We start from the raw sequence: 22,696 nt of genomic DNA, 5'->3' as shown, positions 1-22,696 counted from the left end.
TAAAAAATAGGTAAGATAAATAGAATTATTTCATTAACATTATTCGATATTCCATACAAAATAACAAGTACGCACTTATTGTGCACATAGTGTCTAAAAGTATACTATGGGCACTTACTAGTATTTCATGTTAAAAAAACGATGTTTCTTATATAACACCGTTGTATTTTTATATATTATTTGATTTTTCTTCTTGATGTGCTTCGGAAGAAACGGAATCTTCCATATATTTTTTTCCCCATTCATACATGGAGTCTAAAATTGGAATTAAACTTTCCCCGTATTCTGTTAAAGAATATTCTACTTTTGGAGGGACTACTGGATATACTTCGCGATGAACGATAGAATCGGACTCTAACTCTCTCAACTGATTCACTAGCATTCGTTGGGTAATTCCAGGTATTAATGCTTTTAATTCTCCAAATCGTTTTGTTCCTTGCTTACCTAAATGCCATAGTATTAACATCTTCCACTTTCCACCGATTATGGCAAGTGTTAATTCCTTTTCGCAATTAAACGTTTGGTTCTTTACATTTCTCATTTTCAATGCTCACCTACTTTTACTAATGGTGTAAAATTTACCGAAATTCACTAGTAACATTATACAAATAAATATTTTTTATGTATATAATAACTGCAGTTTATTTAAAGAATGTCTTTAAAAACTAAGAACGATGACGAAAGGCCATCGTTCTTAGTTTACCTGAGCTTATTTATATTTTTTCCATAATATATTTCATCCATTTCATCTTGTAGCTTTTCTGTAATTTCTTCTATTTCCTCTGCTGATAATGAATCTTTGGAATATCCAAATAAATAATTGTTGAGATCAAACTCTTTTAATTTACATTTCGTGTGAAAAATGTTTTCTTGATAAATGTTAACATCAATCATATCGAACATGTCTTTAATCTCATCTGGTATATAATTTTGAATTGAATTTATTTCATGATCGATAAATAATTTCTCTCCATCAATATCACGTGTAAAACCTCTAACCCGATAATCCACAGTCATTACATCTGTCTCAAACGAATGGATTAAATAGTGTAACGCCTTTAACGGTGAAATTTCACCACAAGTTGAAACATCAATATCTGCTCTAAACGTACTTATACCCTCACTTGGATGAAACTCTGGGTATGTATGAACAGTAATATGACTTTTATCTAATCCCATCACTACTGCTTCAGGTAGCGGGCCAGGAGACTCTTCATATGATTCATTAGGTACTTCTACTATTGGACCTTCTGAAACTAAAATCGTAACACTAGCCCCTTGAGGAACATAATCTTGTTTCGCTACATTTAGTACATGTGCTCCGATAAGATCGGCAACGTTTTTTAGTATATTAGTTAGACGATCTGCGTTATACTGTTCATCAATATAATCAATATATGCTTCTCGTTCTTCTTTTGTTCTAGTGTAGCAAATATCGTACATATTGAAACTTAATGACTTCGTTAAATTATTAAAACCATGAAGAGTGACTCTTTGTTCTTGATTCCATTCCATGACAAGTTCCCCTCTTTCATTCTTATTCGATTTACTATATTAGTTAACATACCCAAACTTTAAGCAATATAAATATGAATTAACATTCAAGAGTAAAAAAACGCCTATGCAACAACATAGACGTTGTATATACCTATTTTTGATAAGGAATATTTAATAATTCTGGTACAGTAACAAATTCAATTCCTTGCTCTTGAAGAGAAGGGATAATTTGTTGTACTGCTTGAATTGTTCCAGTTCTATCACTCGTCCAATCGCCGCCATCATGCATTAAAATAATGGAACCAGGTTGTGTATTACTTAATACATTGTAGGCAATAATATTTGGCGGATCTTCTTGCCAATCTAAGGAATCTACGGACCATCCTACTACTGTATAGTCCATCTCCCCTAGTCTTTCTACTAATTCGTTAAACAAAAAGCCATATGGCGCTCTAAACAATTTTGTCCGATACCCTACAATTTCTGCGAGTGTATCTTCTGTTCTTTGAACTTCTGTTTCTAATGTTGCAATATCTCCAACTTCGACAAGATTAGGATGCCAGTATGTGTGATTTCCTATTATATGTCCTTCGTCTACAATCCGTTGAACTAGCTCTGGATAAGCAGCCGCTCTTGCTCCCATTAAGAAAAAAGTAGCCTTCACATCATTTTCTTTTAATACATCTAACAACTGAGGAGTGAATCGTGGATCTGGTCCATCATCGAAAGTTAAAGCTACTCTATTCTCCTCTGTAGACCCTCTTAACACAACAATCTCAGGGTATCTTTGTTGAAGAATAATATTAGATACTGGTCGTTTTATTCTCTCTACTAGTTCAGGACCCCCTTCTGGCTGCGGGATGTCATCGGGCTGTTGACGATTATCACGCTCTTTTTTCCAAAACCAAGTAGGTACTTCCTCTCCTCCCGAGCTATGGGCTGATAGTGTGGAAGGTTGTATTAGTAACAATAGTACGAGTAATGCAAATGCAATGCTATATAGCTTTTTCATTGTTGTTCTACTCCTCTTCAATAAGCATTCAATGTTTCAAACTTGAAGTGACACCATCAGCAGCTTCTGCAAGTGAATGGAAATTTTCATTCATAATACTACTTATTTCATCATTGGTAAGTATTCTATTTTGTGATTCAGTAGATGAAACTGAATTTTCTTCTGTTGGTGATTGTTTATTCCGATTATTATTAATCGCAATTAGAGTGACCCCGAGTCCGATACCTATCGCTGTTGTCCATAAGTTAGAAGTTCTACTAGTTGTAAACATACTTTTTTCCCAGCCTTTCTTATTTTAAATATGATTCGACTTTTTTAATCGCATTATTTAATTTATTTTTGTTTTTTTCAAACATTTCTTTTGCTTCTTTATTATCTGTTGCTAGAGCAAACCCCTCTAGGTCAGCTGCACATTTTTTTAGCATTGCTAACAATAGTGGTCTTTGCTGTGGTGAAGGAACTGTTATTGTATCATCATATAAATCAATCGTTAGTTCACCGTAAGAATCAACTTGTCCAACATATATGTTTTCTAACAAAACACCTAATTTATCAAGTTCTGTTTGTAACCACTGTCTATTTTTGCCGCTTTTTCCTAACGAGTCTTCAACAATTTTTCCATCTTGGATAACAGTATAAGGTTCCTTCTCTTCAGCTACTTTGATGTTTAACAATTTTGGTGTTAAAGGTAACATCTCTTTTTTCGGAAAAACACTTACATCGCCTGTTGCTTCTAAAATAGCGAATTCTACATCAGCATATTTAAAGATGTTTTTTTGACGTAAGGAACTTAAGAGCTCATCTGTTGTTAGTTTTTCCTTTTTTAAATTATCTTCTAAAATTTTTCCATCTTTTATTAAAACGGTTCCATTACCTTTAGTAAAATCATGAAACTTTTTACTTTTTAGTGCGAATAAATCAATTAAAAATAATACTAGGCCTATAAGAAGAATAGAAATAATCCCGTGAATGAATGGACGATCAGCTATTATAATAAAAGCGGACAAACCAGCTATAGTTATACTTGTTAAAAATTCAAATAAACCTAAATCACCGACTTTCTTTTTACCAACAAGCTTCGTTATTGCAAAAAAGAGAACGATGACTACGAATGTTTTTAATAGAACCTCTACCCATCCAGGCAAATAATACCACCTCTTTAATTACTTTTATATTGTGGTTCCTCTGTTTCAATTTCCACTACCCTCATTTGAAGGTCGTTACTTATTTCTTCAATCGTTATCATTGTTTCGTGAAATACTTTCTTTGCCTTTTCTTCCTCACTATTAATTGCTAAATGAGATAATTGTGCGTCAATATTTTTTAATGTTGCTACTGTTTGTTTTACGTTTGATATAACAGTCATTTAACTATCACCTTTAATCATTTAGTTTGGAGTTGACAATATTGCCAACTCCTTTTTTATAAACATTATTGATTATATTGTGGCTCTTCTTGTAAGATTTGTTGCAGTCTTGGCTCAATACTGTCAATAATAGTTTGTGTTTGTGTTGCCGCATTTTGATAAAGTTGTTTTGCTTGCTCATTATCAGTTTGTAATGCAAACGTTTCAAAGCTCGCTTGTGCACTCTTTAGACCAGCTACCGTTTGTTTTACCTGTGTCCCTACAGTCATGTTCATCCCTCCTAGTAATAAATTCGTGTATATTTTTCGTTAAAATAGAAAAAAAATGACTACAATTTCATCCCAAAATAACTACTTATTTCCTCTACATACATAATTTTTATTCTCCTTAACTGTTGAAAGTCAAAAAAGGTCAAAGTATAATATAAATACCGGAAGGTCAAATATAGTCAAAGTCAATTTAAATAAGGAGGTATATTTATGCTTTGTCAAAAATGTAAATTTAATCATGCAAATGTTGAATTACGCATTCAAGTAAATGATGAAAACAAAAAAATACACCTTTGCTCAAAATGTTACAAAAACATAAACAATAAAATACCTGTCCCTAACGGCTTGTTCCATAATAACTTTCCTTTTGGCGATTTCGCTAACTGGAATGGAACGGATGAACATTTTGACAATAAAATGAATGAGCCTGTAACAAAAAACTCTAATCGTGGTGGAGGTATACTAGATCAATTAGGGAGAAATATAACAACCGCTGCTAAAGCTGGTTTGATTGACCCAGTAATTGGAAGAGATAAAGAAATACAACGAGTGATAGAAATACTAAATAGAAGAAATAAAAACAATCCTGTCTTAATTGGAGAGCCAGGTGTTGGTAAAACAGCTGTTGTTGAAGGGTTAGCGCTTCATATTGCAGAAGGAAAAGTCCCTGCCAAACTGAAAAATAAGGAAGTCTATTTATTAGATGTGGCCTCATTAGTAGCTAACACAGGTATTCGTGGACAATTTGAAGAACGTATGAAACAAATTATTCAAGAACTACAGGAAAAGAAAAACATTATTTTATTTATTGATGAAATTCACCTTCTTGTTGGTGCAGGATCAGCTGAAGGCTCTATGGACGCTGGTAACATATTAAAACCAACCCTAGCTCGTGGCGAATTACAACTTGTTGGTGCGACTACTCAAAAAGAATATCGTCTAATTGAAAAAGATGCAGCATTAGAACGTCGATTCCAACCGGTTACAGTGACTGAACCGACATTAGATGCTGCATTAACGATACTAAAAGGCATTCGTCATAAGTATGAAGAGTTTCATCAAGTTAAATATTCAGAAGATGCTTTGAAAGCTTGTGTAAACCTTTCTCACCGATATATACAAGATAGACATTTACCCGATAAAGCAATTGATTTATTAGATGAGGCTGGTTCAAAGAAAAATTTAATAGATCCTATGGTAGATGCTGAATCGATGCAGATTAGACTTAGAGAAATTGAGACAGAGAAACAGAAAGCATTGAAAGAAGAAAATTATGAAACTGCTGCAAAACTTCGAGATGAAGAGCTGAAAATAGAAAATGAACTTAAGAAAGAAAACAAGAGTGTACCTACTGTTTCTGTTGAAGATGTAGAAGCAATTATTTCAGAAAAAAGCGGAATCCCTCTAGGTAAAATTCAAAATGATGAACAAAATCAATTGAAAAATTTAGAGGGAAATTTAAATAAGAAGGTTATCGGTCAGCATAAAGCAGTTGAAAAAGTTGCAAAGGCAATTAAAAGAAACCGAATAGGTATAAAACGAAAAAATCGCCCAGTAGGTTCGTTTTTATTCGTAGGTCCAACTGGTGTCGGAAAAACAGAATTAACAAAGTCGTTAGCTGAAGAGCTATTTGGTACAAAAGATTCAATGATTCGATTAGATATGAGTGAGTATATGGAAAAACATTCTGTATCTAAATTAATTGGTTCTCCCCCGGGTTATGTAGGCCATGAAGAAGCTGGGCAATTAACGGAAAAAGTGCGTCGAAACCCTTACAGTATAATTCTATTAGATGAAATCGAAAAAGCACATCCTGACGTACAGCATATATTCCTTCAAGTAATGGAAGATGGTCGATTAACCGACAGTCAAGGACGTAATGTAAACTTTAAAGATGCAATTATTATTATGACAAGTAATGCAGGAGTGACAGATAAAAAAATTACTGTTGGATTTAGTAACACTTCAAAAAATGAATCAAACAACAGTGAGTTTATAGATTCATTATCTGCTTATTTCAAACCAGAATTTTTAAACCGCTTTGATGGTATTATTCAATTTGATTCGTTAAACGAGAAACAATTAGTTGAAATTGTTGATATAATGCTTACTGATTTAATGAATGTTATGAAGGAAGAACATGGTATTACCCTTTCCATTACAGACAAAGCGAAAGTAAAATTAGCCCAATTAGGTTATCACCCAAGTTTCGGGGCTAGACCGTTACGTCGTATTATTGAAGAAAAGGTAGAAGACAAAATTGTCGACCTTATGATGGAAAATACTTGTGAGGAATTATGTATTGATGTAGATCATGAGGAAAGTATCGTTATAATAAAACATAAATAACCGGTAAAAGCTGTTCTTACTACTCAAGTAGTAAGAACATTTTTTAATATTTTTATATAGTAAATTTCAATAAAATGGACAATATAATTTATAAGATTTTATTTAATAAAATGAGGCGGTACATACTTATGAAGTACTTTAAACCTGATTTTGAACTGGATCACTTTTCAAAAATGGATGCTAATTGGTTGGAACACCATCGAGTAAAAACAATATTTTCAGATTTAGATAGTACATTAGCCATACACGATGAACCTGGTGGAGACGACTTACGAACATGGATTCAAATGTTAAAAAACCATCAGGTAAAACTCGTTATAGCGTCAAACAACAGTCAAGGGCGTGTGGATCGATTTTGCCAGCCTTTTGGTATTATTGGTTTTGGCAAATGCGCAAAGCCAGCTCCTTATAAATTACGGAAGCATATGGACGCAATAGGCGCTTCAAAAGATACTAGCGTTTTTCTAGGTGATCAATTATTTACGGATGTTTGGTGTGGAAAACTGTTGAACATTCGGACGGTTCTAGTTAAACCAATCGGAAAAGAACATGAGCCTATACAAATTGTCTTAAAAAGAAAGTTAGAAACAATAGTGAAAAATCGATGGTGAAAAAGAAAAACTGCTAAAACAACAAAAGAACATAGATAATAAAGAAATTGAGGTAAACAAGCTTTTCCCTAATTAACGTTCTTCCTTAGGAGAAAAAATAGAAGGTGATCATTCATATCACCTTCTAAATTCAAAATCGATATAGCTTAACAGATCATCTATTCCATGATTAAAAGTAAAGAAATGAGGAAATTGCTCATCATCTAGTAAAAGTAAGTGTGGGTCATCATTTTGAGGTAAAATAATAATAACTTCCTCCACTAGATGATAAAACCATTCATTTGAAACGGTAACTGGTTTTACGAGCGGAACTTTGATCATGTAACCAGTTTTAGGTATAGGATCAAGCTTCTTGTATACTCCGTCTATATTATTAATTATAATGGACGTTTCTCTTTGAATGTCACTTGAAGAAGAAAGCGTCTTAACTACAGAACTAGATTTATTATCAAAAATTTCTACTTTCTTCTCTCCTTCTGCTCCGCACACTATATTTCCGCAGAATGTAACAAGTAAAATTAGTAGGAATACTTTTTTATACATTTTATCACCTCTTCATTAGTCATATCCTAAAATCCGTTAGTAATGATACAGAAGCATTTATTTTAGCGTTTCCTACAATTAAAAAAGGTATTAATAAAAGTAATACCTTTTCTTTACACTAGTCATTATTTAATGATCTGTAAAAATGATTCGCTTTTTCCACAACATAACCACTTCCACCCTTATCTTCTACTCCTTCGATAAGAATAGCGGTCACGATATTAGGCTGTTGTTGATCGTAGGACACAAAAATACCATTTTCCGTACCAACCGTTCCTTGCTCGCGTTTAATTTCGGCAGTTCCTGTTTTTCCTGCAATAGCTTTTGACTCTAAATTAGCTTTTCTTGCGGTCCCTTCTGTTACAACTTGTCGTAAATATTGTTGTAGCTGCTTCGCATGTTCCTCGCTAGTTAATTCAGTCCATATTTCGCTAGCTTCTTCTTCAAAAAGTAAGGGCTTCATCATATTTCCGTTGTTGACGATACCGCCGTAAATATTAGCTAAATGTAACAGAGGTAATAAAATTTCCCCTTGACCATATGCAGTATCTGCAAGAGCTATCTCACTACTAATGGAGTTAGAATTAGAAATTTGCGGTGGTGTTAAATAATATTTAAATGGTAAAGCTTCACCAAATCCAGCTTTTCTTAATCCATCCACAAAAACATCAGTTCCAATTTTTAAACCTAATTGAGCGAAATAAATATTATCAGACACAACAATTGCATCTTTTAAATCAACAGAATGAATGGAGCTATCTACTCGAGTTACTTTATAATTGCCCCAGGAGTCATCTTTTTGCCATTGTTTTTCAGTAATTTCAACTTTTTCTGCTGGGTCTATTATGTCATTGTTTAAAGCAATCATCGATGTTAATAACTTAATAGTCGACCCAGGAGAGTATGAAGCATGGAACCTATTTAATAACGGTAAATCCTCATCGTTTGAAAGTGATATATCCAACCCAGGAGATAGGTTAAACACATATTCATTTGGATCAAAGGAAGGTAAGCTTATTAAACTACGAACTTTCCCAGTTTCAGGCTCAACTATTACGGCTGTACCTTTTTCTTCCCTTAATGTTTCGTATAGAGATTGTTGTAAATTACCGTTAATGGTTATTTGCACGGTTTCTCCATTTCTAGCTTCTGTCCGTGCAATTTCTACTGTACTACCGTCTTCCTTTTCATAATAAATACTTTTTCCATCAATCGGCCTTAATCTATCTTCTAACAATTGTTCAAGACCCCTTTTTCCTATCCAATCGGAAGCTCCATATTGCTTATCAGCATATTTTTCTAACTCTTCCGCTGTAATCGGGCGTATATAACCTATAAGATGAGCAAGTGACTCTCCATAAGGGTAAATACGGGAGCTTGCCATTCTGACACTAACTCCAGGAATAGTTTCCAATTCCCGAACGACTTGTTCGTCACTTAACGAATACTTCCTAATAGGAACAAAATGGTCTGGTTGTACCCAACTTTGAGAATATTCACTTTCGATATACTCTTCACTTAAACTCGTTAGGGAAGCAACTTCTGATAATGATTCACTACTAAAGTTTCCAGGAACAATACCGATTTCAAAAACTTCTCCGTTCGCAGCAAGTGTGTTACCTTCACTATCAAGTATTTCCCCTCTTACTCCTTTGAAAGTTCCGATTCTAACTCTATCTCCAGTAGACAATTGTGGCAAAATAAAATGTGTATCCCATTCAATAAACCAATCTTCTTGTTCGTCTTCAACCACTTCTTTTTTAAATGGAACATCGACCGAATAATCAATATTTCCTGCCAGTGTGTCAAATTGGATGGATATCGGGATGGATAACTCTTCTAGCTCCTCCCAAACTATGTTTTCATCTTGAATAGTAATCTTTAAATTATCTACTTGAAGATCAGCATAAAGTTTTTCGTACCTCTCCCCAAACTCTTCAAATGTGAAACGTTCTTTACTAGTAGTTGTTAAGTAATTTTCATACATAGAGGTGTAGTCCGAATTACCCCAAAGTTGTATGTAATCATTAAGCTTATTATATGGATTTGCTTCTTCTTCCTTTTGGCAGCCTATTAAGAATAAAAGACATGCTAATGCTATTATTATGTTTTTTTTCAAGTATTTTCTCCCCCCATTTATAAAGAAAACATTGTATATATTATACCATTTATTTGAAATTGTATGGTAATTGTTCGACCTTTCTTCCGTTCCTCCCCTTTGTTGTCGTTGCCTTTGTTAGTGCATTTAGTATGGCCTCTTCTGTAGCTTCTGCGGCCGCTTGAAATAAAAGGTTCATACACTCCGAATCATCTCTTAAAAAAGTTAGTGTTTCCAAAACGTCTGAAGAATTATGTGGTATTGTTTGTGCGTTGGAAAATGCAATGACAATGTCCCCACTTCCATTGTGTATATTGCTGCCTACCCGACTAAGGCCAACTGATGCTCTTTTAGCTATTCTTTTTAACTGTCGAGCATCAAGTGGTGCATCCGTTGCAATAACGATAATAATAGAACCAGGTGGTTGTTTGGAAGCTGTAGAGTTATTCTCTAAATTCTTTAACCCGTAACGTAAATAAGGAAACTCCTCTTTTTTACCGAAATTAGCTTGAACTAAGCAACCAAGTGTATAACACTTTTCATTTGAGCTAACAATCCTCGAAGAACTACCAATTCCACCTTTAAATCCAAAACAAACCATTCCTGTTCCTCCACCAACTGCGCCTTCTTCTACACGATCTTGAGAAGCGTTTCGGATAGCTTGAATAGCATGTTCTTTTGTTACGTTTAATTGACGAATAGAGTTTAAATAGCTATCATTACATTCCCCAACTACAATATTGACAGTTCCGGTAGTGTCCCCAATATCACTATTTTCACGGAGTAAATAATGTAACGTTCCTTCTGCCACTGCTGGGACACTAAACGTATTTGTTAGCATGATTGGAGACTCTAATTGTCCCAATTCTTCTACTTGTACTAGGCCAGTTGTTTTTCCAAAGCCGTTAATGGTGTAACTGTTTGCAATTACTTTTTGTTGAAAAATATTCCCTTCATGTGGCAATATTGCAGTTACGCCTGTGCAAGCATAATCCGTTCCAGCTAACTTTTCTTTTATTGTTGAATGACCTACTAAAACACTTCTTACATCTGTAATACAATTCTTTTCCCCTGTTGGTAACGCTCCGATTTTAACACCAAGTTCACGAATTTTTTGTCGGTTCATCATTATCCCCTAATTTCTTCTTTAACTAGTTCAGTGAAAGCCTGTTGTATCTTCCTCGTAAATGAACCAGGTTTCCCGTCGTTTATCTTAACTTCATCTATCATTGTAATTGGTACAACTTCATTAGTCGTTGATGTTAAAAATACTTCGTCTGCATTCAATAAAAATTGCTTTGAAACAGGCTGTTCTTTTATTTTCCATTCTTTTTGATGGAACAATTGCAATAATTTTATTCGAGTAATTCCGTTCAAAATATAATTATTCGCAGGATGAGTATAAATAGTATCGTCCTTAACGATGAATATGTTAGAAGAAGAACCTTCAGTTACTTGGCCATCTCTAAGTAGAATAGCCTCATATGCACCTTGTTCATGTGCTTCCTGCTTTATCATAATGTTATAAAGGAGATTTAAGCTTTTAATGTCGCATCGAAGCCAGCGTAAATCTTCCGCTGTTATTGCTTTAACCCCTTGTTGCTGTACATCGGATACATCGGAAAATGGTAATGGATACGCAATTAATAAAGGTTTTATTTTGGAATCATACTGATGTTTTCTCGGTGCAACGCCACGTGTTATTTGTAAATAAATACTTCCGTTCTTTACGCTGTTTTCGTTTATTAAGCGTACTATTAATTGTTTTACTTCTTCTCTTTCTATTGGTATGTTAAGACGAATTTCTTCAGCACTTCTATATAAACGATCTACATGTTCCACTAGTGTAAAAGCTATCCCGTTGTATACGTTAACTACTTCATAAACACCATCTCCAAATTGATAGCCCCTATCTTCCATATCTATCGTAACTTCTGACTTTTCCAAAATCTCACTGTTAAATAGTACCTTCATTAATATCCACTCCTAAAAATAGTAGTTTTTCACCTTGAAATGCCATTAGTATTAAGGCGTATAATTTTTTATGATTCTTGTCACTTATATCCTGTTATAGCGCACATTATGTACCTTGTTGCCGACAAGAATAGCACAATTAGTGCTAACCTTCAATCCATTATTTTTAAAAATTTCAAATTATGTTTCTCTTATATAGAAAACACACCGAATACTCTTCGGTGTGTCTATATATCAAAATATTTACATAGTGAACGCGAATACAATAGCGACACCAGCTCCAATTGCAAAGGCAGTGAGAAGCGCTTCTGCTCCTTTAGAAAGACCTGATACAAAATGGCCAACCATTAAGTCTCTTACAGCATTAGTTATTAATAGCCCTGGTACTAGTGGCATAACAGAGCCAATAATTATTTTATCGATTTCATGTCCAATTTCAAATTGAACAATAAAAAATGAAAGAAGACCGATAATAAAGGAGGCCATAAATTCCGCAAAAAACTTTACTTTAGTAAAGTGATCGATGAAATAAAAACTTGTAAACCCAAAACCTCCAATAAAAAAGGCTGGGAAAAAGTCAAGCCAAGTTCCTTTAAACATAATAAGAAAGGATGCGCTCGCTATTGCAGCTGCTAAAATTTGTACAAAAATTGGGAAGGAAAGATTTTCTTTCTCTAATGATTTTAACCTTTGAAATGCATCAGAGATAGTAATATCTCCGCTCGTTAATTGGCGAGATATTTGATTTACTCTAGCAACTTTTTCTAAATCGGTTGAGCGTGTATTAATTCTGACTAGTCTAGTCGGATTCTCTCCTTCTAACGATACAATAATTCCTGTAGGTGTAGAATAACTATGCGTATCAGGATAATCACATGCTAATGCCATTCTACTAATCGTATCTTCCACTCGGTACGTCTCAGCACCACTTTGCATCATTATTTTGCCTGCCAATAAACAAGTTTTCAAGACAAGTTCATTATGTTTTACTTGTTCATTTCCTTTTACCATTTTTTATTACTCCATTTCTATATCCTTCTAATATACTAATTGTTAACACCCTTTAACTTTTTTACGATATTTAAAAATAGCTGCACTAAAACTTCAGCAAATACTAAGCCCATCGCTATTGCTCCTGAAATAGCGAATGCTTTTGCAGCTAGAGGAATAGCTCCTAAATAATCATTTTGCGCTACGTGTCGCATTGAATTATAGGCTAAGCCACCTGGAACTAAAGGGATAATACCAGCTACACTAAAAATAATCATCGGCATTCTATTTACTTTAGCCATAATGTGTCCAACAAGAGCAACAAAAAATGCCCCCACAAAGGATGCCATTACAGTGTCAACATTTAGATCTTCTAATAGTACATAGGAAATCCAACCGATCATGCCTGCAATACCACATTTTATTAGTGACTGTCGGGGTGCGTTAAATATAATGCCAAAGCTTGCTGAAGCTATAAAGCTAAATAATAATTGAGATAGATAATAACTAATCATAATAAATGTGTACCTCTTTCAATTTATCTAATTAGTAATGTTACAACATTCACAAACCCATTTCCATATAGAAATAAAGAAAAACTCGCCCATTTGCGAGTTTCTATATAGATTACATATGTTTTACTAATAATTTTTATGTTTTTTTCTTAGCCTCGAATAATGACAGCCATCACAAACTTCATATTTATAGGAAGGATCCAACGTTTTCTTGCAAATTTTACATCTTTTCTTCATTAATTGAACATCTGAATTCAATCGTTCATGTGCTTGGTCACTGTATGTTTCTCTAATTCGTTCCCAATAGAGTGCTTCTGTCCTTTTATCAAGGCGATAGAGAAATAGTAAATGTAATCCTATAGCCTTATATGTTAACTCGATATTTTCTAAACTGTCATTTTTTAAAACAGGTTCTGGCAATTCTTGTCCTTCTGCAATACATAACATCGTTGAATACCATTGTTCCACTAATACTTGCTCTCTTGTTGCAAAAGGTAAATGTAAGAAATGGTATAATTCTTGCAACGGAATACGAGCTTCAATTATCGTATCTTTCACCGTTTCATAAAGATATTGTTCTTCCTGTAAACTAGCCTTCGTTGTACCAGGGGGGCTTTCGAACTTCTCCCATAGTGTAAAAAAGAGCTCTAATTTTCGAGAGTACTTTTGGAAACGCTCCAAAATAGTAGCTGTTGGTGCTATAGCAAACGTTTGGACATGCTCATCTTCTTTTTCTAAAAGCGTGGCCATTTCCCTTACATATTGAGTAAAAGCAACTTTTCCAACATTGTAAATTCCTTTTCGTCCTGCTCTACCAGCAATTTGTTTTACCTCTTGGGATGTTAACCGTCTACGCCTAATACCATCAAATTTTTCTGTTTCTAGGAAAACGACTCTTCTAATTGGTAAGTTCAATCCCATTCCAATAGCATCAGTAGCTACAATAATGGTCGTCTCTCCTTTTAAAAATCTTTGTATTTGTTTTTTTCTTGTTTCTGGTGGCATACTTCCATAAATCATGCTTACAGAATGACCGTTATTTTGTAGGATAGAGGCCGTTTCCAATACTCGTCTTCTTGAAAAGCAAACAATCGCATCTGCTTTTTTTGCATGTGTTAACTTAAATTCTTTTTCTTCCACTTGAAGTGGAATATCTCGTTTATATTCATTTAATTCCACCTGTGCACCGTCTAATAATTGAAGAAGCATGCTCTTAATATTATTACTTCCAATTATGTGTATTTCTTTTGCCCTTGCCTTCGTAATCGCTTTATACCAGGAATATCCTCTATCTCGATCCGCCAACATTTGAGCTTCATCAATAACAATCACTTCATAAAAATCCTTTTCATGAAACATTTCTACAGTGCAGGACACGTGCATTGCTTCGGCTATTACTCTTTCTTCTTCTCCGGTTTTAAGAGAACAAGGAATGCCTCTATTATTTAGCGTGTCGAATACTTCAAGGGCTAATAAACGTAGTGGTGCTAAATAGAGACCTGATTCCGCTTGTTCCATTCGTTGCAAAGCATGATACGTTTTTCCTGTATTCGTTTCCCCAATATGTAGAACATATTTCATTCCTTTATTGATAGACGCCTCATATTCTCTACCGAAAATGTCATGAAGCATTCTCTCTTCTTCTTCTTTTTTTCTTCTCTCTTCTGCTAACTCTTCTTCCTTTCTTATTGCTCGTTCCTTTACTTGTTGGTGATAAAGTTTTTTATGCTCACTTAAATCAAACGTCATTTCATTTAATAAAAGGAGATGATCGATATACTCTGTAACGATTTCTTCCATATACTCGTGAATTAGCAACTCTAAATAATGATTAACATTTTTCTGAATTTCTCTCGATGATAAATTTTTCTGAAAAAGGTCTTTATATTGTACTTTTGTCTCCGTATCTATTTCTTCCACTAACTGTGTTGAAATAAATTTTTGTAAAAACTTATATAGCCTTCTTTCGTATAAAAAATAATAGGTTTCATATTCAAAAGCTACGTCGCTCCAATGCTCCGTATAATGAACATTTCCTGTTAGTTCTGCAAAAAATTCTCCAACTGTTCGATAATCTTTAAATTCAAAAACTCCATCTTCAATTAAAATTTCTTCTAGACGATACGTTTCTACTGATTTATATTTCACTTTCGAATTAAAATCATTACTTATTTCACTGGCTAAAAAATTTCTAACATATATATAGTAATTATCTTTTTCATGTTCAATGATTTTTAAAGTTTGTTGTTGTAGTTGATTCCAGACCTCATCTTTTTTCACTTGTAATTTTTTCTCATTTTCCTTTTGTAAAAAAGTTGTTCTTGCATTTTCGTATAATTGTTTCCAATGCTCTTCGTCTTTCCCAAATTCAGCCTCTATCCATTCTAAAACTCGGAATGGTTCGTAATCTCTAACTTCATTTCGAAACAATCTGTTTATTATTTTTCGATCAACTTCTTCCACTTCATAATCTCTGTCTTTTAAAAACAGTTTCTTTTCTTTCCTCGGAATATCATTCGTAACCTTATTGAGCCATACATTAACCCATATTTGATCAATATAATGGTGTCGATCTTTAACATATTGTTCATATGTAGGAAGCTCTTCTTTTTGTTCAAAATACTTTATTAAATCTTCTATAATTTTAGCTTTTGTTTGTTCAACTGATTGTTCATATACATATTGAAATTTGCTCATTGGTTCTCCTTTTTTGCACCATTTACTTCTATTGTTTAACGATTATTTTAAAATTATGAAAGTGAGATACTTTTTTTTATAAATGAATAATGACCATTTTCAAGTATTAACGAACGACCAATAGTCGCTAGTCCGTTATTAACGTTAATTCCACATTCATGAATTTGCGTGTGTGCATTTGTAGCAGGGAAAAAATTGATTGTGCAGTTTTTGAACGATAGATGGTAGCTTACAGAATTTCCTTTGTTCGAGCTTTTTCGTAGTGGTTCTTGAAGGCCAAACAATTTTGCCCAAGTAGTTGCAAGCTCGTATACGTCGGGACCATTTATATTTATGTAGCTAATTTCCCCTTCATTTATTATATTTTTCAACGTTTCTTTCCTCTGGAGAAAAGATTCTTCCCACTGTATAAAAAAAGGGTATGGTAAAGAATTGTGATGATCGTCTACTATAAATAACATAGACCATTTTAATTCCGAACCATCATTTTTCTTTCTACTCCCTGGAAGTGGGCCTAACAGTTGATATCCTTTTTCTTTTAAGTTTTTAGCTAAAAGATTCATATTCTCTGTTCTAAAAGCTAATTGTACGAAACCTTCTTGCTTTAACTGTTTTATTAGTGGGTTTTCGGTTTCCTTTGATTGTTGAACATCATTAATACCAATCCATTCAATATATGACAAGTTGTTAAAAAAACATAAACAGTTATAAGTTCCCCAGTTAGCGTGTACGCCACCTTCTACTGCTTTTAATCCATTATCTATAAATTGGTCCATTACACGTTCTGGTGAAGAACAGTAATGAACAATGTGGTCAAATTGTATTTCCATCTAAAATCCTCCATTCTATATTAATAAGCACATAACCATGTGTTATGTGCCTTTTAGTATTAAAGTGTAGTTCACTTAGTGCCTATCGATATATTCAGTTCATTTAGTAGTTTGGTCATAATTTCATCAGGTGAATAACTTAAATCTCCACCACCTTGAGCAAACGCTTCACTTCCTCCCCCTTTACCAGATATTAAAGGAAGAACGGTTGAAAGCAGTTGATTCATTTTATGTTGCGGTTCTTCGGTGCGACCGCAAACAATTTGTAACTTATCCTCTATTGATGAAACAAGTATAACGATAGTATTTGTGCTTTTCTGTAACAAAATTTTCGCAAGTTTTTGTAACTCCTTCATACTAAGGTTAGGGAGAACTGAACTAATAGTATGAAATGGACCTACATATGCACGAATGTCTATTAAACGCTCCACTTCATATGCAATTATTTCTTCCTTTAATCTTTCTATTTCTTTCTCTGACTCTTTTAATTTTGTTAATAGCTGAGATGCACTATCGATAATTCGAGTTTCTGGAGCATTTAACAGTTGACTTAAAGAAGAAATCGTTTCATGTTTAAGGTGAAACTGTTTTCTGACTCTTTCACCACAAATAAACGTAATTCTAACATTCTTTTTTTGTTTCTCAGTATGTAATATTTTAATCATGCCAACTTCACTAGTAGTCGCTGGATGTGTACCTCCGCAAGCGTTGTAGTCAAAATCGGGTATAATAACTAAACGAATGTTTTCCTGAACAGAAGGTTTTTTGCGTAGCGGATATAACTCAACTTCACTAGCTGTAATCCATTTGGTTGAAATAGGTTTATTAGCTAAAATTATTTCGTTTGCTAAAGTTTCCGCTTGGAAAAGCTCTTCATTGGTGACACTTTCTGTTTGAATATCAATCGTGCAAGTTTCCTGGCCTAAGTGAAAGCTAACCGTTTCGTATTGAAAAAGTTGAGCGAATGCAGCAGAAAGGATATGTTGTCCACTATGCTGTTGCATATGGTCCCATCTTCTCTCCCAATCAATTTGTGCCTGAACGATCTCATCTTTTAAAGGCTCTTTCAAATAATGACGTATTTCATTGTCTATTATCTCAACATTGATAATAGGAACATTTTGTATATACCCAATGTCGTTAGGTTGTCCACCACCAGTAGGATAAAAGGCGGTTTCTTCTAATACGACATATGTTTCCTTGTCGTTTTCACTGACCTGCTTTATAACTCTAGTAGAAAATGATTGTTTATATTGGTCGATATAATACAGCTTATTCAATATACCCTTCCCCTTTAAACTTATAAATTCATATTTAAATAAATATTATCATTATTTAACGTAAAGAAAAAGAAAACCCACCAACTGGCGAGTTTTCTCTTAATCGAAACGTTATTTATTAGTAGTTACTTCATTTATTTCTAATATTTTATTAGCTACAGCATTTGTTAATTCTAATGTTAAATCAGGTAAACTGTTTTTTAAAATAGAATTAACCATTTTGCCCATTGTACCTTCAGCCTCTATCGTTAAACAGCCAATCATTTCGGTTTCATTATTGGAAATGCGTTTTGCTTCAAAGTACCCATCTCCAAAAAACTTTTCATTTATCCCTGTTAAATTAAAAGTAACTTTTGTTGGTTCTTTCCATTCTAGTATATCTACTTTTAAATGAATTTTCTTTTTTAACAAACCGACGTCTGTTTTAAACTTCCAAGTGCTTTCTCTGTCATTTAAAATTTCATGTTCCATATATCCTGGAACTAGTGGTGCCCAATTGTTCATTTTACTTACAAATTCCCATAAATGTTCGTTCGACAATGGTAAGTTTACTTTATGTACACTAGACGGCAAAATAAATACCTCCAATTCTCTTTTGAAGAGAGGATTTTTTCTAATTGTATTCAACCAATTTATTAATCATGCCTACTAGTTTCAATAATCTATAGAGCTTTTACATAAAATCAAAATAATATCGAATTACGTGGAAAAAAATAGGTGCAGAATAAGCTAAACTATCGACTCGGTTTAAATAGCTTTTCTTTAAAGCGGCTTTTTTCACTTCATCTCCAATTAATAAGTCTCGCTTTAGGAAAGAAATCGTTAAACTGCCACCGAAACATGCAATACTAATTAATAAGCCAGAGATTATACCGAATAATGGTGTCAGTGGGGTTAAATATTCAAAAATATTATAAGAAATACCGGTCGTGACAAACGTTGCAACAATAAATCCTTCCCATGTAATATTCGGATTCGCACTAGGGGCGACTTTTTTCTTTCCTATGTAAATAGAAACAACATACTGTATTAAATCGTGTAGCTGTGTTAAAACAACGAGGAATAACACTAAATTTGCGCCATATTCTGGTGTGGCAATTTGGAAATAAGCTAAATGGCTTAATCCAAATACCATGAGCATTAACCCCCATTGAGTAGAGCTAACAGAGCGAAGAAAACCAACTGTCCCATTACCGATAATTCGAGCTAATGGTAAAAATAAAAATACATAAACGGGAATAAAAACAATAAACATTCCATACCAACCGATATATATCCAATAAAATTGTAAAGGGATCGATAAATAAGCCCATAGGAAAAGTTGCCTATCTACTTTTCTCGTTTTCATCATAGAAAAATAGTCTTTTAAAGAAAAAAAACAAAGGATAAATAGTGCTACTAAAGAAATATTTGGACTAAAAAGTGTTGCAACTGTAAATACAGCAACCATTCCCCACCAAGTTTTTATACGAACAGATAAATCAGAAAAGTCTTTATCCTTCTGTACTCTTTTTAATATAATAAAAGAAAGATGAAAGACTGCTAAGCATATCGTAATAATTAATAACGTGACAAATGTATTGTTCATTGTCAATTCCCCCCTGCTATTACCATTATGTCTTTTTCCTAGAATAATGGTCAATAAGAATTATAGATTTTGAGGTATAAGCCATGAGTAAAAAAGTGTATATATTACTAACTGATACAGGAACGCTGTTTACGAAATCGATAAAAACTTATACGAAAGCCCCGTATAATCACGCATCCATTTCTTTTGATGTAGGGCTAGAAGAACTATATAGTTTTGGCCGAAAAAAAGCATCTAATCCCTTTTATGGGGGATTCGTAAAAGAAGATATAAATCAAGGAACGTATAGCAAATATCCTGAAACGACTTGTGCTATTTATGAACTGAAAGTTACGGAGCGAGAATATAATAAAATGAAAAGAATACTAGAAGTGTTTAAAAAGAACGAAAAACGACTGTTTTATAATCTTTTAGGTGTTATTGGGGTGTCTATAAAAGAGCCTGTGGAACTTAATGCCTCCTACTTTTGCTCGCAGTTCGTTTCTGATTTATTAAGTAGGTCTGGCATACGGCTTTGGGATAAGCTCCCTTCTTTAGTAACTCCTGATGACTTTCGTCAAAGTGAGAAGCTAACTTTAATTTACGAAGGGAAGTTATTTGAATACGACCCAATTAGAACTAAAAAATAGTACGATTGTCCTTTCAAAACGTAAAAACGAGAGGCTTAGGCAAAACTAATTAACCATGATAAAAATAGTTGTGTCCTAACCTCTTCAATATAACCATTTAACTATTAGGTAAGTATGCTTTCCATTTATAAGCAAACTTTGTTGAATCAAGACGAACAGCAACATAAGGAGGAAGGCTATTTTTTGTTACTTCAAATGGCACACCTAACCAAAAGTAGCGGTTGTCAATTAAAATAAAAGGAAACGGAAAGGAATAGCTAGTGTAATGAGCATGTTTAAGTAGGCTATTTCTAGCAGGCGATAAAATAGTTAATTCCGTATTTTTCGCTCTACTGTTTAATGCATTTATCCATTCTGTAGGTAAATTCTCTATGTCTGGAATCGCCATTATTATATTTTTAGCATGTTCGATATCAAAAAAGACTTGTTCTGTTTTCTTTGCATGCATCCATTTTATATTTTTATGATGATGTTTAATCCAAGTACCAATTTTATCATGAGAAATATGTGTGTTACGTTGTAATTGATGATCAAGTAATTTTCTAATTAATTTCGATTGGGAAGTACGTTTTTTCATAAAGTCTGTGTCGCTAACATGAATAAACTTCCCCTTCGTTCTAGTTATCGCAACATTTAAGAGTCGTTCACTTCCTTGGCCAGTAAGTAACTTCCCAACATAATTTTCTGGTGCACTGTCCACTGTATCGAAAATCATTACATCTCTTTCACTACCTTGAAAGCGATGAACGGTTGCAGCAATAATATCTGCTTTATCTTTTTCTTCACTATAAAGATCGTTTATAAGTTCTTCCATAAATTGAGCTTGAGCACGATAAGGTGTTGTATAGCCGATGGAACGGTTTCCATTCATGTATGCTTCGTGAATTAATTGAAAAGAAAGCAACAATTGCCACGGATTTGCTCTTGAATGGGAATTAGGTTCCTTAATACAATGAGCACCTGTATAGGATGTATCAAGTAAAACAGAAGCTTTATTTGGGAAAGGTGCTTTCCTAGTAATGTCTTGACGTAGGATACTTACTTTATCGTAATCCTCTACTAAAGAATGATAAACATTTTTGTTCGTAAAAGCCGAGATTTCCGCATGCATTCGGCGTTGTTCTTTTAGTAGGAATAAATGAGGATGGAGCTTCCCTTCCTCTAATGGTTGTATAACTCCAGTACTATTGAAAATATCATTTTTAAGCCATTTATCTACTAGCTCATGTCTTCCTTGAGCGATAGGAGCTAATTGCTTGAAATCCCCACAAATGATTAATTTCTTTCCTAATGTCGCTGCAAATCCTATTTGTGGTATGTATGCCATACTAGCCTCATCAATAATGATATAATCAAATTCATATTCAAAAATAACTGGGTCAGTTGCAGCTTTTGCTAAAGTAGTTCCAATTACCCCGCACTTTTTTATTACTTTTAATTCTTTTTGGCGTATTTTTTCAATAACGGATGAGAGCCTTTTTTCAATTCGTATTAATTCTTCTGAGTCACGTTTACTAAACGACTTATTAATATCTTCTTTTAATAACCTTCTTTCGAGTAGTAATTGTGTTTTTTCTTCTATTATTGTTGGATCTTCTTTCATTATTAATTGTTCTGTAGTTAAATCTTCATAAAGTACTTTAAATTCACTACTAGGGGAGCCGTACCGAATTAATAATCCTTCTCGAAACATGTTCTTCTTTTTTAAAAAAGAAGATGTTTCTCCGAGCAATACATCAACAGCTTGATTACTATGAGAAAGGATAAGGACGCTTTTATTCTTTAATAATAAATTCGCAGCAACTCTAGCTAACGTATATGTCTTACCAGTTCCAGGTGGTCCCCACACGAAAGTGATTGGATTAAATTTAGATCGTAAAAATACTTCTTCTACGTTCGACTTAGCCTTTACTGGAGAAGGAACAAAAGAATTTGTAGGATTCATTAATCTTTTTATTCTACTGCGCTTCTTTTTGCTATCTTTACTTTCCTCCAAACGATCTATTAATTGGACTAGTAGCTCCCACGGGTCATACGATAGAAAAGCATCCTGAATTAAGTCACCTATAAACTTTTCTACTGTTATAATGACGCTATTCTGTTCGGAAGAAATGATTCTACCCTCTACTTCTAGTTTCCCCCATTGAAACTTAACGATGGAACCATTGGGGATTTTAAGTGACTGAATCGTTTCGAAGTAATAGTGATACCTATTATTTTCCTCAAACATATAATGCCCATTTATTATTTGATACTTTGTACTTCCCCACTTTTTTAAATGCTGTACTTCTATTTGTAAAGCTTTTTGCCATTGTTTAATGTAAGAGTGTGTACTTGTCATTTAGCTCTTCCTTTAATACTAATCATTAATTGCAATATCAACTATAGCATGTGTTTTTTTTATTGAAAAAAGAAAAAATTTTTCAACAAGTGTAAATAAGAGAAACC

The 22,696-nt window shown here is 33.6% G+C and carries 22 protein-coding genes; 3 read left to right on the top strand and 19 right to left on the bottom strand.

Annotation, left to right across the window (positions count from 1 at the left end; genetic code table 11):
- Nucleotides 1–169: 169 nt before the first annotated feature.
- The 7 genes from BC6307_RS11555 to BC6307_RS11525 form a co-directional block, all read right to left on the bottom strand.
- Nucleotides 170–541, bottom strand: coding sequence for a winged helix-turn-helix transcriptional regulator (locus tag BC6307_RS11555; protein WP_066410950.1), 372 nt, complete (start codon nt 539–541; stop codon nt 170–172).
- A 158-nt stretch (nt 542–699) separates the two neighbouring features.
- Nucleotides 700–1,515 carry an adenosylmethionine decarboxylase gene (speD, locus tag BC6307_RS11550; RefSeq protein ID WP_066410949.1) on the bottom strand — a complete coding sequence of 272 codons (816 nt, stop codon included), beginning with the start codon at nt 1,513–1,515 and terminating at the stop codon, nt 700–702.
- Between the two features lie 133 nt (nt 1,516–1,648).
- Nucleotides 1,649–2,509, bottom strand: a complete 861-nt coding sequence (locus BC6307_RS11545) for a polysaccharide deacetylase family protein (protein ID WP_066410947.1) — start codon at nt 2,507–2,509, stop codon at nt 1,649–1,651.
- A gap of 28 nt (nt 2,510–2,537) precedes the next feature.
- Nucleotides 2,538–2,780 carry a hypothetical protein gene (locus tag BC6307_RS11540; protein ID WP_066410945.1) on the bottom strand — a complete coding sequence of 81 codons (243 nt, stop codon included), beginning with the start codon at nt 2,778–2,780 and terminating at the stop codon, nt 2,538–2,540.
- A 19-nt stretch (nt 2,781–2,799) separates the two neighbouring features.
- A complete protein-coding gene (locus BC6307_RS11535) occupies nt 2,800–3,654 on the bottom strand; it encodes a DUF421 domain-containing protein (protein WP_066410943.1) in 855 nt (284 codons plus the stop codon).
- Nucleotides 3,655–3,668: 14 nt separating this feature from the next.
- Entirely contained in the window at nt 3,669–3,875 is a 207-nt protein-coding gene (locus BC6307_RS11530; RefSeq protein ID WP_066410941.1) for a DUF1657 domain-containing protein, read from the bottom strand.
- A 65-nt stretch (nt 3,876–3,940) separates the two neighbouring features.
- Nucleotides 3,941–4,144 carry a DUF1657 domain-containing protein gene (locus BC6307_RS11525; protein ID WP_066410940.1) on the bottom strand — a complete coding sequence of 68 codons (204 nt, stop codon included), beginning with the start codon at nt 4,142–4,144 and terminating at the stop codon, nt 3,941–3,943.
- 210 nt (nt 4,145–4,354) lie between these two features.
- Here BC6307_RS11525 and BC6307_RS11520 point away from each other — a divergent pair, with 210 nt between their 5' ends.
- Nucleotides 4,355–6,493, top strand: a complete 2,139-nt coding sequence (locus BC6307_RS11520; RefSeq protein WP_066410938.1) for an ATP-dependent Clp protease ATP-binding subunit — start codon at nt 4,355–4,357, stop codon at nt 6,491–6,493.
- A gap of 128 nt (nt 6,494–6,621) precedes the next feature.
- Entirely contained in the window at nt 6,622–7,104 is a 483-nt protein-coding gene (locus tag BC6307_RS11515) for a YqeG family HAD IIIA-type phosphatase (protein ID WP_066410937.1), read from the top strand.
- 117 nt (nt 7,105–7,221) lie between these two features.
- Here BC6307_RS11515 and BC6307_RS11510 read toward each other — a convergent pair whose 3' ends face one another.
- The 11 genes from BC6307_RS11510 to BC6307_RS11460 form a co-directional block, all read right to left on the bottom strand.
- A complete protein-coding gene (locus BC6307_RS11510) occupies nt 7,222–7,647 on the bottom strand; it encodes a hypothetical protein (protein ID WP_066410935.1) in 426 nt (141 codons plus the stop codon).
- Nucleotides 7,648–7,765: 118 nt separating this feature from the next.
- On the bottom strand, nt 7,766–9,766 hold the full coding sequence (locus BC6307_RS11505; protein WP_066410934.1) for a penicillin-binding transpeptidase domain-containing protein: 2,001 nt from the start codon (nt 9,764–9,766) through the stop codon (nt 7,766–7,768).
- Nucleotides 9,767–9,815: 49 nt separating this feature from the next.
- Entirely contained in the window at nt 9,816–10,871 is a 1,056-nt protein-coding gene (locus BC6307_RS11500; protein ID WP_066410932.1) for a DmpA family aminopeptidase, read from the bottom strand.
- 2 nt (nt 10,872–10,873) lie between these two features.
- Nucleotides 10,874–11,719, bottom strand: coding sequence for a D-amino-acid transaminase (gene dat / locus BC6307_RS11495; RefSeq protein ID WP_066410931.1), 846 nt, complete (start codon nt 11,717–11,719; stop codon nt 10,874–10,876).
- Nucleotides 11,720–11,962: 243 nt separating this feature from the next.
- On the bottom strand, nt 11,963–12,730 hold the full coding sequence (locus BC6307_RS11490) for a threonine/serine exporter family protein (RefSeq protein WP_066410930.1): 768 nt from the start codon (nt 12,728–12,730) through the stop codon (nt 11,963–11,965).
- A 35-nt stretch (nt 12,731–12,765) separates the two neighbouring features.
- A complete protein-coding gene (locus BC6307_RS11485; RefSeq protein ID WP_066410928.1) occupies nt 12,766–13,224 on the bottom strand; it encodes a threonine/serine exporter family protein in 459 nt (152 codons plus the stop codon).
- A gap of 126 nt (nt 13,225–13,350) precedes the next feature.
- Entirely contained in the window at nt 13,351–15,921 is a 2,571-nt protein-coding gene (locus tag BC6307_RS11480; RefSeq protein ID WP_066410927.1) for a helicase-related protein, read from the bottom strand.
- A gap of 53 nt (nt 15,922–15,974) precedes the next feature.
- The gene (locus BC6307_RS11475) at nt 15,975–16,751 is read right to left on the bottom strand and encodes a VOC family protein (RefSeq protein ID WP_066410925.1); all 777 of its coding nucleotides are present in this window, start codon (nt 16,749–16,751) and stop codon (nt 15,975–15,977) included.
- 71 nt (nt 16,752–16,822) lie between these two features.
- On the bottom strand, nt 16,823–18,031 hold the full coding sequence (locus tag BC6307_RS11470; RefSeq protein ID WP_066410924.1) for an alanyl-tRNA editing protein: 1,209 nt from the start codon (nt 18,029–18,031) through the stop codon (nt 16,823–16,825).
- 111 nt (nt 18,032–18,142) lie between these two features.
- Nucleotides 18,143–18,604 (bottom strand): SRPBCC family protein, encoded by a 462-nt coding sequence (locus tag BC6307_RS11465; protein WP_066410922.1) that lies wholly within the window; start codon nt 18,602–18,604, stop codon nt 18,143–18,145.
- A 100-nt stretch (nt 18,605–18,704) separates the two neighbouring features.
- The gene (locus BC6307_RS11460; protein ID WP_066410921.1) at nt 18,705–19,619 is read right to left on the bottom strand and encodes a phosphatidate cytidylyltransferase; all 915 of its coding nucleotides are present in this window, start codon (nt 19,617–19,619) and stop codon (nt 18,705–18,707) included.
- An 83-nt stretch (nt 19,620–19,702) separates the two neighbouring features.
- On the opposite strand from BC6307_RS11460, the gene BC6307_RS11455 reads away from it, so the two are divergent.
- A complete protein-coding gene (locus BC6307_RS11455; RefSeq protein ID WP_066410920.1) occupies nt 19,703–20,248 on the top strand; it encodes a hypothetical protein in 546 nt (181 codons plus the stop codon).
- A gap of 97 nt (nt 20,249–20,345) precedes the next feature.
- Here BC6307_RS11455 and BC6307_RS11450 read toward each other — a convergent pair whose 3' ends face one another.
- Nucleotides 20,346–22,589 carry an AAA domain-containing protein gene (locus BC6307_RS11450; protein WP_066410919.1) on the bottom strand — a complete coding sequence of 748 codons (2,244 nt, stop codon included), beginning with the start codon at nt 22,587–22,589 and terminating at the stop codon, nt 20,346–20,348.
- Nucleotides 22,590–22,696: the final 107 nt, after the last annotated feature.

This window comes from Sutcliffiella cohnii, from assembly GCF_002250055.1.
GTDB lineage: Bacteria > Bacillota > Bacilli > Bacillales > Bacillaceae_I > Sutcliffiella > Sutcliffiella cohnii.
The sequence above is the reverse complement of the archived record's forward strand: the minus strand, read 5'-3'. Positions and strand labels throughout refer to the sequence as shown.